19 protein-coding genes and 3 tRNA genes are annotated in these 15658 nt (G+C 52.3%); 4 read left to right on the forward strand and 18 right to left on the reverse strand.

Features of this window, described 5'->3' with window-relative positions; genetic code table 11:
- Positions 1–16 precede the first annotated feature (16 nt).
- Positions 17–832: a sterol desaturase family protein gene (locus CCALI_RS14750; protein WP_016481978.1), complete on the reverse strand. Its 816-nt coding sequence runs from the start codon at positions 830–832 to the stop codon at positions 17–19.
- A 483-nt stretch (positions 833–1315) separates the two neighbouring features.
- Here CCALI_RS14750 and atpD point away from each other — a divergent pair, with 483 nt between their 5' ends.
- Both atpD and atpC read left to right on the forward strand, forming a co-directional pair.
- On the forward strand, positions 1316–2716 hold the full coding sequence (gene atpD / locus CCALI_RS02920; protein ID WP_016481980.1) for a F0F1 ATP synthase subunit beta: 1401 nt from the start codon (positions 1316–1318) through the stop codon (positions 2714–2716).
- 3 nt (positions 2717–2719) lie between these two features.
- The gene (gene atpC, locus CCALI_RS02925; protein ID WP_016481981.1) at positions 2720–3142 is read left to right on the forward strand and encodes an ATP synthase F1 subunit epsilon; all 423 of its coding nucleotides are present in this window, start codon (positions 2720–2722) and stop codon (positions 3140–3142) included.
- Positions 3143–3213: 71 nt separating this feature from the next.
- On the opposite strand, the gene rplA is transcribed toward atpC, so the two are convergent.
- The 10 genes from rplA to CCALI_RS02965 form a co-directional block, all read right to left on the reverse strand.
- Positions 3214–4023: a 50S ribosomal protein L1 gene (rplA, locus tag CCALI_RS02930; RefSeq protein ID WP_016481983.1), complete on the reverse strand. Its 810-nt coding sequence runs from the start codon at positions 4021–4023 to the stop codon at positions 3214–3216.
- 46 nt (positions 4024–4069) lie between these two features.
- Entirely contained in the window at positions 4070–4474 is a 405-nt protein-coding gene (locus CCALI_RS02935; RefSeq protein WP_016481984.1) for a hypothetical protein, read from the reverse strand.
- Positions 4475–4507: 33 nt separating this feature from the next.
- Positions 4508–4933, reverse strand: a complete 426-nt coding sequence (gene rplK, locus CCALI_RS02940) for a 50S ribosomal protein L11 (protein ID WP_016481985.1) — start codon at positions 4931–4933, stop codon at positions 4508–4510.
- Between the two features lie 38 nt (positions 4934–4971).
- Positions 4972–5553, reverse strand: a complete 582-nt coding sequence (nusG, locus tag CCALI_RS02945; protein WP_343123216.1) for a transcription termination/antitermination protein NusG — start codon at positions 5551–5553, stop codon at positions 4972–4974.
- Positions 5550–5714: a preprotein translocase subunit SecE gene (secE, locus tag CCALI_RS16890; RefSeq protein WP_075060758.1), complete on the reverse strand. Its 165-nt coding sequence runs from the start codon at positions 5712–5714 to the stop codon at positions 5550–5552. The genes nusG and secE overlap by 4 nt, the downstream gene beginning before the upstream one ends.
- Positions 5715–5904: 190 nt before the next feature.
- A tRNA-Trp gene (locus tag CCALI_RS02950) sits at positions 5905–5977 on the reverse strand.
- A 49-nt stretch (positions 5978–6026) separates the two neighbouring features.
- Positions 6027–6206, reverse strand: coding sequence for a 50S ribosomal protein L33 (gene rpmG, locus CCALI_RS15650; RefSeq protein ID WP_016481988.1), 180 nt, complete (start codon positions 6204–6206; stop codon positions 6027–6029).
- 108 nt (positions 6207–6314) lie between these two features.
- The gene (gene tuf / locus CCALI_RS02955) at positions 6315–7514 is read right to left on the reverse strand and encodes an elongation factor Tu (RefSeq protein WP_016481989.1); all 1200 of its coding nucleotides are present in this window, start codon (positions 7512–7514) and stop codon (positions 6315–6317) included.
- A gap of 115 nt (positions 7515–7629) precedes the next feature.
- A tRNA-Thr gene (locus CCALI_RS02960) sits at positions 7630–7701 on the reverse strand.
- A gap of 8 nt (positions 7702–7709) precedes the next feature.
- Positions 7710–7790: transfer RNA gene (locus tag CCALI_RS02965), tRNA-Tyr, on the reverse strand.
- Positions 7791–8208: 418 nt separating this feature from the next.
- Here CCALI_RS02965 and CCALI_RS16285 point away from each other — a divergent pair.
- Together CCALI_RS16285 and CCALI_RS15920 are read left to right on the forward strand one after the other, a co-directional pair.
- Complete coding sequence (locus tag CCALI_RS16285) at positions 8209–9048, forward strand: DUF1559 family PulG-like putative transporter (RefSeq protein WP_016481990.1); 840 nt, start codon at positions 8209–8211, stop codon at positions 9046–9048.
- 72 nt (positions 9049–9120) lie between these two features.
- Complete coding sequence (locus CCALI_RS15920) at positions 9121–9396, forward strand: hypothetical protein (RefSeq protein WP_155850460.1); 276 nt, start codon at positions 9121–9123, stop codon at positions 9394–9396.
- Between the two features lie 153 nt (positions 9397–9549).
- On the opposite strand, the gene CCALI_RS02975 is transcribed toward CCALI_RS15920, so the two are convergent.
- The 7 genes from CCALI_RS02975 to sufB are packed head-to-tail and all read right to left on the reverse strand — an operon-like array spanning position 9550 to position 15655.
- Positions 9550–9915, reverse strand: coding sequence for a HesB/IscA family protein (locus tag CCALI_RS02975; protein WP_016481991.1), 366 nt, complete (start codon positions 9913–9915; stop codon positions 9550–9552).
- A gap of 31 nt (positions 9916–9946) precedes the next feature.
- Entirely contained in the window at positions 9947–10321 is a 375-nt protein-coding gene (locus tag CCALI_RS02980) for an SUF system Fe-S cluster assembly protein (RefSeq protein WP_016481992.1), read from the reverse strand.
- Between the two features lie 16 nt (positions 10322–10337).
- Positions 10338–10796, reverse strand: coding sequence for a Fe-S cluster assembly sulfur transfer protein SufU (sufU, locus tag CCALI_RS02985; RefSeq protein WP_044949658.1), 459 nt, complete (start codon positions 10794–10796; stop codon positions 10338–10340).
- The gene (locus tag CCALI_RS02990) at positions 10796–12055 is read right to left on the reverse strand and encodes a cysteine desulfurase (RefSeq protein WP_016481994.1); all 1260 of its coding nucleotides are present in this window, start codon (positions 12053–12055) and stop codon (positions 10796–10798) included. Before CCALI_RS02990 ends, sufU begins: the two co-directional genes overlap by 1 nt.
- A gap of 4 nt (positions 12056–12059) precedes the next feature.
- Entirely contained in the window at positions 12060–13391 is a 1332-nt protein-coding gene (gene sufD, locus CCALI_RS02995; protein ID WP_016481995.1) for a Fe-S cluster assembly protein SufD, read from the reverse strand.
- Positions 13392–13401: 10 nt separating this feature from the next.
- The gene (gene sufC / locus CCALI_RS03000; protein ID WP_016481996.1) at positions 13402–14178 is read right to left on the reverse strand and encodes a Fe-S cluster assembly ATPase SufC; all 777 of its coding nucleotides are present in this window, start codon (positions 14176–14178) and stop codon (positions 13402–13404) included.
- 31 nt (positions 14179–14209) lie between these two features.
- A complete protein-coding gene (gene sufB, locus CCALI_RS03005; RefSeq protein WP_016481997.1) occupies positions 14210–15655 on the reverse strand; it encodes a Fe-S cluster assembly protein SufB in 1446 nt (481 codons plus the stop codon).
- Positions 15656–15658: the final 3 nt, after the last annotated feature.

Below are 15658 nucleotides of genomic sequence, written 5' to 3' on the forward strand. Positions count from 1 at the left end.
ATGCCCGACATGCCTTTCAGCGATCTTCACGCTGTCGGTGCAAAGTTAAGAGATCCTTCAAATCGGCAAGCGAATAAGGCTCTTTTGCTCGCCCACGCGCCTTGCGCTGCTCACTGAAAAAGGCCCAGCGGAGAAGCCAGCGATTCTGCAATAAAAAACGCTCACGTCGTGCCCGCAAAGATAGGCGCCGCCCTTGCCGTGGAAGTGCCGCCATCATGCTGTCTTGAGCGAGTGCAGACGTGCGCCGACGCCGACGCTTCACCGATGTCGGCTTCGCTTCCTCAAGTTTAGCAGCTGCCTTTCTCACAGTCCGACGTGCCAACATCGCCTCTGTTAATAGTGTTCCCATTATCAGATCGGCCAACGGCAAGAGCACACAAAAGTTCCACCGATGGTAGCGGTGATGCAGTTTATGGTGCGTCCGCAAAAACTGGAACCATCGAAGGCGCTCGATAAAATGCCCACGCGGAACGTGTATGTTCCAGTGAACATATTCATAGGTAAAGAAGTAGAGCAACATCGTTCCTAAAGCAATCCATAAAGTGTGGTGGACGAGAAATCTATCCACGAGCCATGCGACGGGGAGATGCGCTGCCAAAATAGCCGGCAGCGCATAGGGCTTCAAAAGGACATGATCGGGATGCCCGGTTTCCTGAAAATAGAAACTCTCATCCCCCTTATATCGCGTGTGGTGAACAAGCGTATGCCGATGAAACGCCTCCCGCGGAAAACGAGGGCGGTGCATCCAGCAGCAATGCCAGTACCACTCGAAGAAGCTCCCATAGAGTATCCAAAAGAGCGCTGTGCCCAATTGTGCCAAAGTCGTGATCATTCTATTGCCTCCTTCAAAGCGGACGTTGAGGTTGTCGAAAAGTGCATCCCCTACCAACGGTATCGCTTCTTGGCGTAGATTTTACCCGAAAGCGATTTTAATACGGCAATGGCATAGCCACAATCAGTGAGGATTACAGCAGCTTTCAAGATAACCACAGCGGCGACAGTGCAGCTTTGTCCCCAACTGCTCTTCAGGAATGGGATGGTAGCACACAGGACAGCGCAACACTTCCTCCTCCGTTCGCCTAGAGCTCTCGGCAGCCTCAAACTTCGTTTTTTCCAGCGGTTCTTCTGTAAGTTTCTTCGTCCTCTCCACCGTTTGCCTCCAACATTGCTACAGGAAAACTCCTTCCTAATTATCCCATAAAAGTTCTATCTTCCCTCTTGCCATAACGGTTATAAAACTGCTACAATGATTGTGAATAGAGTCACAAACTTACTCGACACCCATTCTGCTAAACCGAAGGAGCAAGATTTCCGCATGGCTATTGGATATGTCGTACAGGTGCAAGGGCCGGTCGTAGACCTGGAGTTTGCCCCGAATGAGTTGCCTGCCATCAACAATGCTATCAAGATTAAAGACCCTGCCCGCAACATTGACCTCACTGTAGAGGCCGCCCAGCATTTAGGCAACAATGTGGTGCGCTGCATCGCCATGTCGAGTACCGATGGCCTTATCCGAGGCATGGCCGCGGAGGATACTGGTCAGCCCATTACCGTGCCCGTTGGACGAGAAACGCTTGGCCGCGTCTTCAATCTTCTCGGCGAACCTATTGACGAAAAAGAGCCTGTACAAGCCAAACTACGATGGTCTATCCATCGTCCTGCTCCAGGCTTCATTGACCAAAGCAGTACCCAAGAGGTTCTTGAAACCGGTCTCAAAGTAGTAGATCTCCTCACCCCCTTCTTAAAGGGAGGAAAAATTGGCCTCTTCGGAGGAGCCGGTCTCGGCAAAACAGTGCTTATCCAAGAGCTTATCTACAATATCGCCACAGAACACGGAGGTTTCTCCGTGTTTGCCGGCGTTGGAGAGCGCACGCGTGAAGGAAACGATCTCTGGTTAGAGATGTCCGAATCGGGCGTCATCTCTAAGACGGCCATGGTCTTCGGCCAAATGAACGAACCGCCCGGTGCTCGCTTACGCGTGGCTCTCTCGGCGCTCACCATCGCCGAGTATTTCCGTGAGGAAGAGGGCCAAGACGTACTGCTCTTCATAGATAACATCTTCCGATTCGTGCAGGCGGGTTCCGAAGTTTCCGCACTTCTCGGACGCATTCCTAGCGCCGTGGGGTATCAACCCACACTCTCTACCGAAATGGGCGCCCTACAAGAGCGCATTACCTCCACCAAACGTGGTTCCGTTACCTCTGTACAGGCCATCTACGTTCCCGCCGACGACCCCACCGACCCAGCCCCGGCAACAACCTTCTCTCACCTCGACGCCTACGTCTATCTTGAAAGACGTATCGCAGAAAAAGGCATCTATCCGGCGGTTGACCCGCTCGCTTCTACTTCTCGCATCCTCCAACCTCATATTGTTGGAGAAGAACACTACGCAGTAGCGCGCGGTGTGCAGCAAATACTTCAGCGCTATAAGGAGCTTCAAGATATTATTGCCATCCTCGGTGTAGACGAGCTTTCCGATGAAGACAAGCTCGTTGTCGCACGAGCTCGACGCATTGAGCGATTCCTATCGCAGCCCTTCCATGTCGCTGAGCAGTTTACCGGCCTCCCGGGCAAGTACGTACCACTGAAAGAGACGGTGCAGTCCTTTAAAGAGGTACTTGAAGGCAAGCATGACGATCTCCCAGAACAGGCCTTCTATAACGTCGGTAACATCGAAGAGGCTGTCGAGAAAGCACGCAAAATGCAGGGGAGCTGATAAATGGCAGAGACGTTTCAATTCGATCTCGTCACACCTGAAAGGCTCTTGCTTTCCGAACCCGTACGACAGGTCAGCGCACCCGGTGTGGAAGGCTCGTTCGGTATTCTCGCCGGTCATGCGCCCCTTCTCGCAGAATTGGGCATCGGTGTTATTCGAGTAGAACGCCCTAACGGCCAAGTAGAACTCGTGGCTACGAGTGGAGGATTTCTACAGGCCACTCGAGATCGAGTGGTCATTCTGGCTGATACGGCAGAGCTGGCTTCAGAAATTGACTTGGAACGAGCACGTGCTGCCGAGGAGAAAGCTCGTCAACTGCTTGAGATCCCAGGCGAGCTTAGCGCTGAGGAGATACGAAAAATGATCGAGCGCGCACAAAACCGCATTCGCGTTGCACAGATGCACCAAGAACAATCACCTTCTTGATGCTTCTAATTCACAACCCCCTATCGTTTGATAGGGGGTTGTTTGTTCTTTTGCAAGTGTTATCGCAACTTTTAGCTGTGTTCGGCAAGGCGCTGTACTTCTGAAGGGTCTATATGAATGCCAGGCCCCATAGTAGAAGAGAGCGTAATGCGCTTTAGATACTTCCCTTTAGCAGAGGCTGGGCGAGCCTTAAGGAGGGCAGAAACCAAAGCGATCAGATTGGCCTTAAGGTGCTCGGCCGGAAAGCTCGCTTTCCCTATAGGCGCATGGATAATACCGTTTTTGTCTACCCTATACTCTACGCGTTTAGCCTGCTTGATCTCTCGTACCACCTGAGCCACATTGGGAGAGACCGTACCAGCCTTCGCATTGGGCATGCGCTGTTTAAGTATCTGCCCCAACCGGAACACAAGGGGCATAACATCCGGATCGGCTACCAAAATATCGCAGTTCGCTCCTCCCTCCTTCTGGATACGCTCCACGAGGTCTTCGGCGCCAACGAGGTCAGCGCCGGCAGCCTTAGCCTCCTCAGCCTTTTCACCGCGAGCAAATACCCACACCACGCGCGATTTACCCGTACCGTAGGGCAAGGTTGTGGTGCCTCGCACCATCTGGTCGCCATGACGAGGGTCTACGCCTAAATTGATAGCGGCCTCTATCGTCTCATCAAATTTCGCGGTCGCCTTCTTCTTCACAAGCTCCACAGCTTCATCCAAAGAGTATATTTCCCCGGATTTTATGTCCTTAGTGAGATCGAGGAAACGCAGGCTGTGTCGTCTCGGTCGGCTTGCTCTCACCTTTCTACGAGCCGCAGTAGAAAGCCCATGTTTCTCTTCGGTCGCACTCTCAGTGGTGGATACCACAACGTCTGTATCTGCCATAAATCTCCTCCAGTGGTCGTTACAAAGCCGTTTAGGCTTCTCCCAACTATTTTTTCCTCTTCGGTAAAACGAGTTTCACGGATGCGGGAGTTTCCCCATCCAACGTCAGCTCTGAGGCACGCTTTCCAATCGACAGCCAGATAAGCGCGACGATTGTTAACCCCCAAAGCCCCAGCCCATACAAGATACCGAGAAGATAGGGCTGCCAAGGCTCGTGAGGTATCTCCCAATCCACTACCCGCGCGATGCAGGCAAGACTTATCAGTGTGGTGCAAAGCGCTACCCACACCGACCAGAAGTAAAACCTTGCGCGCCGCTTGTTCCTCTGATCAACCCCTACGTGATAAACCAGATGATAATCTATCCGGCAGACCCACTCTCGCACTACTCCCCATAGTACGGAGAGGACGGACAACACGGTCATGGAACAAGCGAACGGCTGTAGATGCATAACAGAACTCTCCTAGGTAGCCCTCTTTCGTGCTCAGCCCACGATCTCCAGCCCCATCGAGCGAGCCGTTCCCTCGATGATTTTCACGGCTCCCTCCAAGTCCACCGCATTGAGATCGGGCAGCTTCGTCTGTGCGATCTGCAGAAGCTGCTCACGCGTTATCTTACCGACTCGCTCGTGTCCGGCGCGTCCCGATCCTTTCTCCACACCAGCAGCCTTTTTGAGCAGATCGGTTGCCGGCGGGGTTTTCGTGACAAAGGTAAAAGAGCGGTCCTCATAAATGGTGATCTCAACCGGGATCACAGACCCCGCATACTGCGCAGTCTTCTCATTGTAGCTGTCAATAAAGTTCTTTAAATTGATACCGTAGTGGCCCAACGTCGAGCCAACCGGCGGAGCTGGGGTCGCCTTCCCCGCCGGCAGCTGTAGCTTCACCACAGCGGTCACCTTTTTTGCCATTCCTTCTTCCTCGCTTTAGAACCTCGTTTAAAATGAACTTAATCCAAGCGCTCGATCTGTTGAAAATCTAGCTCGACCGGTGTATCCCGCCCAAAGATGGAGATGAGCACGCGTACCTTTTCCTTATCCGGGTGAACCTCCTCAATAGTGCCGGTGAAATCCGCAAACGGCCCGGAAACCACGCGAATCACCTCTCCCTTTTCAAAACGTACCACCGGCGTTGGGGCAGCCCCCTCGGCTGTATTGAGAAGAGCCTGAACCTCATGCTCTTGAAGCGGTACCGGCTTGCCACCAGGCGGAATAAAATCTATGACGCCCGTTGTAGATTTCACAAGATACCAGGTATCGTTATCCAGTACCATCTCTATTAGCACATAGCCTGGATAGAGCTTGCGCTTGACTTCCATCTTCTTTCCGCCCCGCGAGCGAAGCTCGACCTCGGTCGGAACCAGAATTCGACCTATTTTGTCGTCGAGATGCATCGACTCAGCTCGGCGCTGAATATTAGTCATCACCTTGTTTTCATGACCGGTGTAAACATATACCGCGTACCACTGTTTTTGCATAGGCATCTGTTGTGTTACAAAAAGGTCACTCTCAAACGCTTCATGGCCTCTCATTGTGGCAGAATGTGCTTTATGAGCCAAGCGAACACGACATTCAAAATCCACATGTAAGCACCAATCACCACGACCACGGCAATCACTTGCCATGTCAGTCGGTTCGCCTGCTGCCAGCTAGGCCATGTGGTTTTCTTAAGCTCGCTCTTGCCATACCTCACGAATAAACACGATGGGGTTTTGGCTCGATTTAACCACAGAGAGATGCTGTTTCTCTATCGCCATCTTTGTGTCGCTCTTTTCCTTGTCTAAACGGGTCTATATACCCTTTCATTGTGAGCATAGCGCCTTATAACGGCTCGAAAACGGCGCCAATCCTCACCCGCCCTACCTTTTACCTTAAGGAGACAACAGGGGCAGAGAGACTCGAACTCCCGACCTGCGGTTTTGGAGACCGCTGCTCTACCAGCTGAGCTATACCCCTTCACTTCTTTTTACGCACGCTACACCTTCACTTACACCAAGACGCGTGCTTAACGAGCCTCACGATGAAGCGTGTGCTTACGGCATGATGGCTGAGGACAGTATTTCCGCAGCTCTAGTCGCAATTGTTGGTTGTTATTTCCTGTTCGGCGGCGCGTTGTCGTGTAGTTGCGCGACTTACATTCGCTGCAAGCTAGCACAACAATTACCCGCGCTTCTTTCTGTGGCATCTAAAACTCTCCCTACGAAACTCGAAACCGAATACGCTCTATCCACAACGATGTTCAGATAGAGGGAGGGCGCATTTTACGTCGCCCTCCCTCTATAGCGCATCTTCCTTATTCCAGGATTTTGGTCACGACACCGGCTCCTACCGTGTGTCCGCCCTCTCGTACCGCAAAACGCAAGCCCTCCTCCAACGCTACCGGCTGGATTAACTCCGCCGTTATCCGAACGTTGTCACCGGGCATCACCATCTCTACACCCTCCGGCAACACCATCGAACCCGTTACATCCGTCGTCCTAAAGTAAAACTGAGGACGATACCCACTGTAAAACGGCGTGTGACGGCCGCCCTCTTCCTTCGTTAACACATAGATCTCTCCCTGAAACTTCGTGTGAGGACGAATGCTCCCTGGCTTTGCCACTACCTGACCTCGCTCTACATCCGTACGGTTCACACCACGCAACAATATCCCCGCGTTGTCCCCTGCATAAATCACATCACACGTCTTGTGAAACTGCTCTAACGAGGTCGCCACCGTCTGACGTGTCGGACGTAAACCCACGATCTCCACCGGCTCGTTGACCTTCAACTGCCCGCGCTCCACACGACCCGTCACCACCGTCCCACGACCCGTTATCGTGAACACGTCCTCTATCGGCATCAAAAACGGCTTGTCTACCTCCCGCTGAGGCGTCGGAATGTAGGTGTCTATCGCATCCAACAACTCCCATATCCGACCATTCCACTTATCCCCACGGCTTAAGTCCTCACTTAACATCGCCTGCAACGCCGAACCCCGGATCACCGGTACCTCATCCCCAGGAAACTCATACTTGCTCAAAAGCTCCCGAACTTCCATCTCCACCAAATCCAAAAGCTCCGGGTCGTCTACCATGTCCACTTTGTTCAAAAACACCACAATGTAGGGAACCCCTACCTGGCGCGCTAACAAAATGTGCTCCCGCGTCTGAGGCATCGGACCATCGGCCGCAGAGACCACCAAGATCGCCCCATCCATCTGAGCCGCACCTGTGATCATGTTCTTGATGTAGTCCGCATGACCCGGACAGTCCACATGCGCATAGTGACGGGCGTCCGTCTCGTACTCCGCATGGTAAACGTTAATCGTTACCCCACGCGCGCGCTCCTCCGGAGCGCTGTCGATCTCCTCGTACTTCAAGGCCTTGCTGCCGTTATAAGCCGCCAAAACCCGGGTGATCGCCGAGGTTAACGTCGTCTTCCCATGGTCTACATGACCTATCGTCCCCACGTTCACATGGGGCTTCGTACGCTCAAACTTCTGCTTTCCCATCTTCCTTTGATCCCTCCAGCATCCATACCCCTACCTAAGGGGTTCGCACCTACCCGTTTCGCAGGGCAGGCATCAGAGATATGCTTTACGTAACTTTGCCTTAGAATTTTTGGCCAGCCCACACTGGGAATCGGACCCAGGACCTCTTCTTTACCAAAGAAGTGCTCTACCACTGAGCTATGTGGGCAGGAAAGGTGGGGAGAGGAGGATTCGAACCTCCGTAGCTTCCGCAGCTGATTTACAGTCAGCCCCCTTTAGCCACTCGGGCATCTCCCCAAAACGGTGAGGTTCGTGACGCCTCACGCAAACTTTTACTCGGCGGAAATGGCTCCCACCGAGTTTGGTGTTAGTATATCATACGCAAGCCCAAAAAGTCAAGGTTGCGCGGCCGCAAACGTAATGTCTTTGCCTACCCTGTCTATGAGACGCTGAGTCATCCCTGCAGACGCTTCATCATACTTCTCACAAACATTTGCGTGCGAAATCTCAAGCTATTGGCAGCAAAAATCCGGCAAAACCCTTGACAACAAACCATATCTGGGTTACAATTAAAATAGTTTAGCGGGTGTGATCTGGGGTTATCGCAGAAGAGGCGCTATGTGGTTGCTTCCTCTGCACCAAACGATCGTTCAATTATGCGCTCGCTCCGACGCGTAGAAAAGCAAACCCAAACAGAAGAAAGGAAATCGAAACGATGAAACGACCTAAACCCGCATTTACCCTCATCGAGTTGCTCGTCGTGATCGCCATTATAGCGATCCTTGCTGCCATTCTCTTCCCCGTTTTTGCACAGGCACGTGAAAAGGCACGGGCTATCTCCTGTGTCTCCAATATGAAGCAACTGGGCACAGCACTACTCATGTATCAACAGGACTATGACGATAGCTTCTGTCCTCCGCTGGCCTGGATGCCGCCCTCTGGCAACTTTGATACCGTTAACAGTCCGCAAACTTGGGACCGCCTTATCTACCCCTACACCAAAAATATGCAGATTATCTCATGCCCTAGCGACATCTACTCTCCTACCGTACAAACCACTTACGGGCAAGTTAAACGCTCCTACACCATGCCGGGTACCTTTGGATGGTGCTGGTTCTGCGGTAATGGCGGCATTGAAAACAATTACGCCTGTGCGAACAACGGCAAGTTCGGCTGCGAATTCAATGTCCCGGTCGCTGCGGCCGGCTTTCCAGCAATTACCGTTATGCTCTATGAGCGCGACAACTGCAACTGGCCTAATGGTTGGTGGAACTGGTGCTCCGTAGGTGATGGCACCAACGAGCTCGCTCTGCGCCATAACGGCACCAGCAATCTCCTTTATGCCGACGGGCACGTCCACAACGTCAGAGGCTTCCCCAACAACAACTCCGGATGGCCTAATAAGGGCCAATACCCTGTATTGCCTGGCTACCGATGCTGGTATCACGACAACCCCCATCAAGCCTCTCGTTGGTCAGGGAACTGGCACGACATTCTGCCCTACCATGACGGTATAGACGTGACCTGCGGTGGAAACCAAGGCACCATGCCTTAACAAAAATCCGTCAAACTCTCTTAGCACTTCTGCGTGAAGCGCTAGAGAAGATTTGAAAGGAAGGTAAAAACGGTGAACAAGCAAGTCTCTCCTGTTATCGTGGCGATTGTCGTAGTGGTAGTGGTGATTGTACTAGGGTTCTGGCTCTACAAGGCGATGCAGCCTAGTTACTATCCACCTTCGCCAGGAGTTGCAGGGAACCCTGCAGCTCCAGTACCCAACTACGGTCAACCATCCCAATCGAACACACAAAGTGATACCCGTGGTGGTACACCAGCGGCACCGCCACCTAATGCGATACCAGGAGCACCACCCGGCTATACCCAACCAACAGGTGGGAACAAATAGCTCATATCTCCAGATCATCCCCGCTAAGCAAACCCGAGCCTCCTCACAAACGGAGACTCGGGTTTTGCCAAATATTCACAAAACAGAGCACCTCTTTCTTATTTCATCTCTTCTCTTTGAGCCTATAAGGAGCTGTTTGTGTTATCCCGTCTCCTATTGCACCTCCTTCGGAGCAAAGGAGGTTCCACAGCCGCAACTGCGCTGGGCATTGGGATTGCTCCACTTCCATCCGCCCTCCAACAAGTTAAGCATGTTGTAGTCCAGAGAGGCCCCCTCAAGAAAACGGGCGCTACGCTTATCAATCATTACACGAATGCCTTCAACTTCATACACATAATCACGCTCTGTAGGCGTTTTGTCTAAAGACATCGTATAGGATAGGCCTGAGCATCCTCCGCCCTTTACCCCCAACCTCAAACCGAGATCGGGGTCGCCCTGTTTGGCAATAAGAGCCTTCACTCGGGCCACTGCCGCAGGGGTTAAATGCACGATCGGTCTGTTGAGTACAACTTCAGACATCGCTTTCCCTCTTCCTATCTACCAGAGTTTCCTAGAAAATACCAAGCTCTAACTTGGCCTCCTCGCTCATCATGTCGAGGTTCCATGGTGGGTCCCATACCACCGTTACATTTACGTTTTTTACCCCAGGAACCGATGCAACCTTCTCCTGTACCTCACCAGGCAAGCTTCCCGCAACTGGACATGCTGGAGAGGTCAGCGTCATGCGAATGTTCACTTCTCCCTCTGGGGTGACATCGAGGTCATAGATCAAACCCAACTCATAAATATTGACCGGTATCTCTGGATCGTACACCGTCCTCAAAGCCTCGATGACCTCGCCCTTTAAAATCGTTACATCCATTGGGGAAAGAGGCTCAGAAGGACTCGTAGCTCCTTGTTCTTGTTCACGTGCTTGTTCACTCATAGCTTCCTCCCTTGTCCTATTCGGTCCGAACGATTTCGTTGGACTGGTGCAGGGCGGCGCGGAGGGTGTGCCAAGCAAGACTGGCGCATTTGACCCTAGTGGGGAACTCGCGGACTCCGGCGAAAACAGCCAGCTTGCCAAGTTTCTCCATCGTTTGCTCATCTAAATCCTCATCCGAAGTCACCATTTTGTGAAAAGCCTCAAAAATGGCTTCGGCCTCCCCTCTGGTCTTCCCCTTAAGCGATGTTGTCATGAGAGAAGCGGAGGCCTTCGAGATGGCACAGCCCTGCCCCACAAAGCGTATATCCTTAATGTAGTCGCCATCCATCTTCAGATAGACCGTTACTTGATCGCCACATAATGGGTTATGCCCGCTTGCAGTAAAATCAGCGTCCTCAAGGGCTCCGAAGTTCCGCGGGTTTCGGTTATGCTCTAAAATGATCTCCTGGTAGAGCTCTCTCAAACTTTCATCCATCATCCGAAGACCTCCACCGTTCGCTTGAGGCTCTCCACCAACGCATCTATCTCCTCTTTTGTGTTATAACAGGCCAGTGAAACGCGGACGGTGGCCGGTACCCCAAAACATTGTAACAAGGGATGGGCGCAGTGTTGCCCAGTTCTCACAGCGATACCATCTCGATCGAGAAACGTCCCCACATCGTGGGGATGAATATCGCCCAGCATAAAGGAGAAAACGGTCGCGAATCGCTCCGGTTTGCCGATTCGTTTAAGCTTTGGTACCTCCTCCAACCGCCGAGCAGTGTACTCCGTGAGCTGTGCCTCGTACACGGCGATGTTATCCAAACCTAGCTCATCGAGAAAGTCTATGGCCGCTCCCAAACCAACAGCCCCCGCAATATGAGGGGTCCCCGCCTCAAACCGATAAGGAATCTCGTTATAAATCGTTTTCTCGAAAGTGACGGAGAGGATCATATCACCGCCACCCATCCAAGGAGGTAAGGTTTCTAAAATTTCCCGCTTCGCATAGAGGACTCCAATGCCTGTTGGTCCGTATAGCTTATGCCCCGAGAACACAAAGAAATCGCAGTCCATCTCCTGAACATCTATGGGCATGTGATAGGCCGATTGCGCTCCGTCTACTAACACCGGCACCCCCTTCGCATGGGCCATACGAATAAGCTCTTCTACCGGGTTGATGGTTCCTATCACATTGGACATGTGTACAATACCGACGAGCTTTGTGCGAGGCCCGATGAGCTTCTCCGCCTCCTCCAGTACTAGCTCGCCCTCAGCGGAGATGGGGATCACCCGCAACTTTGCCCCCTTTTCCTCACATAGCATCTGCCAAGGCACGATGTTGGCGTGATGTTCCATTGCTGAGATCAGGATCTCATCTCCTTCACCTACAAAGCGCCGACCAAAGGTCTGAGCAATGAGATTGACTCCCTCTGTGGCGTTGCGGACAAAGACGATCTCTTCAAAGTAGCGAGCGTTTAAAAAACGCCTGACCTTCTCTCGGGCATCATCGTATGCAACCGTGGCACGCTCGCTTAAGAGGTGCGTCGCGCGATGAATATTCGCATTCTGCTGGGAGTAGAAGCGTTGAATGGCCTCTAGCACTCTTAACGGCTTCTGCGTTGTGTTCGCGTTATCAAGATAGATAAGCGGCTTTCCGTGAATCTTCTCCTGTAGGATAGGAAACTCCGCCCGCACCTTTTCCACATCGTAGCATATAGCGGCTTGTTGAGATAAAACCGTCGTCTTGTCGGCCATTGTGTTACTTCCTCGCTTCCACCACTCTACCCTTGCTGAGCCGTTCCAATAGCACTGTGTCGAGGGCCTCCTTCAAACTCTCCAAACGCATACGGTTGATAATGTCCATTGCAAAAGCCCTAATGAGGATCGCTTCCGCCTCCTCTTTGTCTATTCCTCGAGTACGCAGGTAGAACAGAGCCTCTTTGCTTAGCTGACCAACGGTAGCGCCGTGGGTACACTTCACATCATCGGCATAAATCTTGAGCTGAGGCATCGAGTTGATCTGGGCGTTGCGTGACAACAGCAACCCTTGATTCGTCTGCTTCGCGTCCGTCTTTTGAGCCTGGGGGCGCACGTATATCTTTCCGTTAAAAATGCCGTGCGAGTGGCCGTCGAGAATCCCCTTGTAAAACTCATGACTTTCACAAGCAGGAGCTGCGTGATCAATGGTTGTGTGATTGTCAATAATTTGCTGCTCCGTACCTAAATAAAGCCCGTTGAGCAGGCAATAGCCTTTCTCACCTTGCAACTTCGCATAGACCTCGTTACGAACCCATCGTCCTCCAAGCGTAAGTGAATGCGACGTAAAACTCGCCTCCCGATGAATCTCCGCATGCGTGTACGAAACATGGAATGCCGAAGCCCCTTCGAGATTTACCCGATAATGGTCGAGAATACTTCCTGGAGCAGCCACGATCTCGGTAACGGAGTTGGTAAAATAGGCTTTATCTGAAGCACCAGCGTAACACTCGATCACAGAGGCTTCACTTGCTTCCTCCGCCACCACAAGCACTCGAGGTGTGGACATTATAGCCTCTTCGGTTCCTGCCGAAATAAAGAGTAGGTAAATAGGCTTTTCCAACTGCGCCTCATGGGGAAGATAGATCACTGCGGCATCGTCGAAAAAGGCGGTGTTGAGAGCGACGAATGTATGCAGGGTTAAGGGCGTATATTGCGCTAGATGACGTCGCAGAAGCTCAGGGTGTGCTTGTAAAGCAGTTCGTAAATCTGAGATGATTGCACCATCGCCCTCGCTTACTGCCGAAAGCTGCGGCTGAAATCTCCCGTTGAGGAACACCAGCACCGCAGAAGCCCCCTGAACGAGGAGCCACGATTGAATATCCTGCGCGACAAGGGAGGCCGCAGTTACTGGCAGATGAAACGGTGTCTGAACAAGGGGAGCGATAGGGGTGAACCGCCACTCCTCATCATCTTTTTGCGGAAACCCTAGCGACTCAAAAGCCGTAAAGGCCTCCTGCTGGCGTCCAATAAGCCATTCCGGCCCGGGCGCACTCCGACGAAACCTTTCGTACTCTGCGCGATAGAGCGGAAGCGTGTCTGTAACCACAGTCATAAAGCCCTCCCTAAACCGCACTCGCCGCAGCACGGCGTACCTCTTCTTCTAACCATCCATAGCCCTCTGCCTCTAGACGCTTGGCCAGTGAGGCATCGCCCGTGCGTACAATGCGACCGTCCATCATCACATGCACAAAATCTGGCTCTACGTAGTTTAGAAGGCGCTGATAGTGGGTAATAACCAGAAAGGCTCGATCAGGACTGCGAAGTTTCGTTACGGCCGACCCTACAGCTCGCAACGCATCTATATCCAGACCGGTGTCGGCCTCATCTAAAATGGCCAACCGTGGTTCCATAAGAGCGAGCTGAAAAATCTCGTTACGCTTTTTCTCACCGCCTGAAAAGCCAAAATTGACATCTCGCTTTAAAAACGATTCGTCTATCCCCAACAACTTCAGCCGCTCTCGAGCCATTTTCATAAAGTCTATGGCATCTAGTTCCTCTAAACCTCTTGCCTTGCGCACCGCATTGATGGCGGCCTTGAGGAAATAGGCATTATTGACCCCTGGTATCTCGATGGGACTTTGAAACGCCATGAAGATGCCTCTTTGTGCTCGCTCCTCAGGGTCGAGTTCAAGAAGGTTCTCTCCTTCGTAGAGCACTTCTCCTTCTGTCACCTCATACACATCTCGTCCTGCGAGCACATTAGCTAGTGTGGACTTTCCGGAGCCGTTCAATCCCATAATCGCATGAACCTCTCCGGCGTTCACCTGCAAATTGACCCCTCGTAGTATCTCTTTATCCCCTACACGCGCATGCAGGTTTTTGATCTCAAGCAAACTCATTCTTTCTCGTCTCCTCCAGATATATCTTCGTTTAGCCTACGCTACCTTCAAGACTGACCCCCAGCAGTTTTTGCGCCTCTACGGCGAACTCCATGGGCAGCTCTCGAAATACCTCTTTGCAGAAACCATTCACGATCATATTCACCGCATCTTCAGTGGAAATGCCCCGCTGATTACAGTAGAAAATCTGATCCTCCCCAATCTTCGAGGTAGTCGCCTCATGTTCTACCTGCGCCGTTGGATTCCGCACATCAATATAGGGGAAGGTGTGGGCACCGCACTTGTCTCCGATAAGGAGCGAGTCGCACTGAGAGTAGTTTCGGGCACCATCCGCCCCAGGATTCACTCGTACTAACCCCCGGTAGGTATTCTGACCATGGCCGGCTGAAATCCCCTTCGACACGATGGTACTGCGGGTATTTTTGCCAATATGGATCATCTTGGTTCCTGTGTCCGCCTGTTGGTAATGGTTTGTTAGCGCCACCGAATAGAACTCGCCCACCGAGTTATCACCTAGCAGGATGCAAGAAGGATACTTCCAGGTGATGGCAGAACCGGTCTCCACCTGCGTCCAGGTGATCTTGGAGTTCTCACCAGCACACTTCCCGCGCTTGGTCACGAAGTTGTAGATGCCTCCGCGCCCCTCCTTGTCGCCCGGATACCAGTTTTGAACCGTGCTGTATTTGATCGTGGCATCCTTCAGTGCGATCAACTCAACCACTGCCGCGTGCAGTTGGTGCTCATCACGCATGGGAGCCGTACAGCCCTCAAGATAGGAGACATAAGCTCCCTCATCTGCGATGATCAATGTGCGTTCGAACTGCCCGGTATCTCTGGCATTGATACGGAAATAGGTGGAAAGCTCCATGGGACAGCGAACTCCCTTAGGAACATAACAGAACGTTCCATCCGAGAACACCGCCGAGTTGAGCGCAGCAAAGAAGTTATCGGTTGGGGGCACGACCGAACCCAGATACTCCCGCACCAGATCGGGATGCTCTTGAACCGCCTCCGAAATAGAGCAGAAAATGATGCCAAGTTCGGCCAGTTTGTCTTTAAAGGTCGTCGCCACCGAGACGCTATCGAAAACAGCGTCTACGGCAACCCCGACCAACCGTTTCTGCTCTTCCAATGAAATGCCGAGCTTTTCAAAGGTGCGAATCAGTTCCGGATCGGCCTCTTCTAAACTGTTGAGCTTCGGCCGCTTCTTTGGTGCCGCGTAGTAGATGATATCTTGATAGTCTATAGGGTCGTATTTCACATTTGCCCAGTGGGGCTCTTTCATGGTAAGCCAGTGCCGATAGGCGTTCAATCGCCATTCTGTGAGCCATGCGGGCTCGTTCTTGCGCTCGGAGATCATGCGAATGATCTCCTCATTCAGACCTTTCGGCACGGTCTCGATCTCTATTTGAGTCTCGAAGCCGTAAGCATACTCTTTGCGCGCAAACTCTTCGATGGTGGTTAATGCATCCGACATCTC

This window comes from Chthonomonas calidirosea T49 (assembly GCF_000427095.1).
GTDB lineage: Bacteria > Armatimonadota > Chthonomonadetes > Chthonomonadales > Chthonomonadaceae > Chthonomonas > Chthonomonas calidirosea.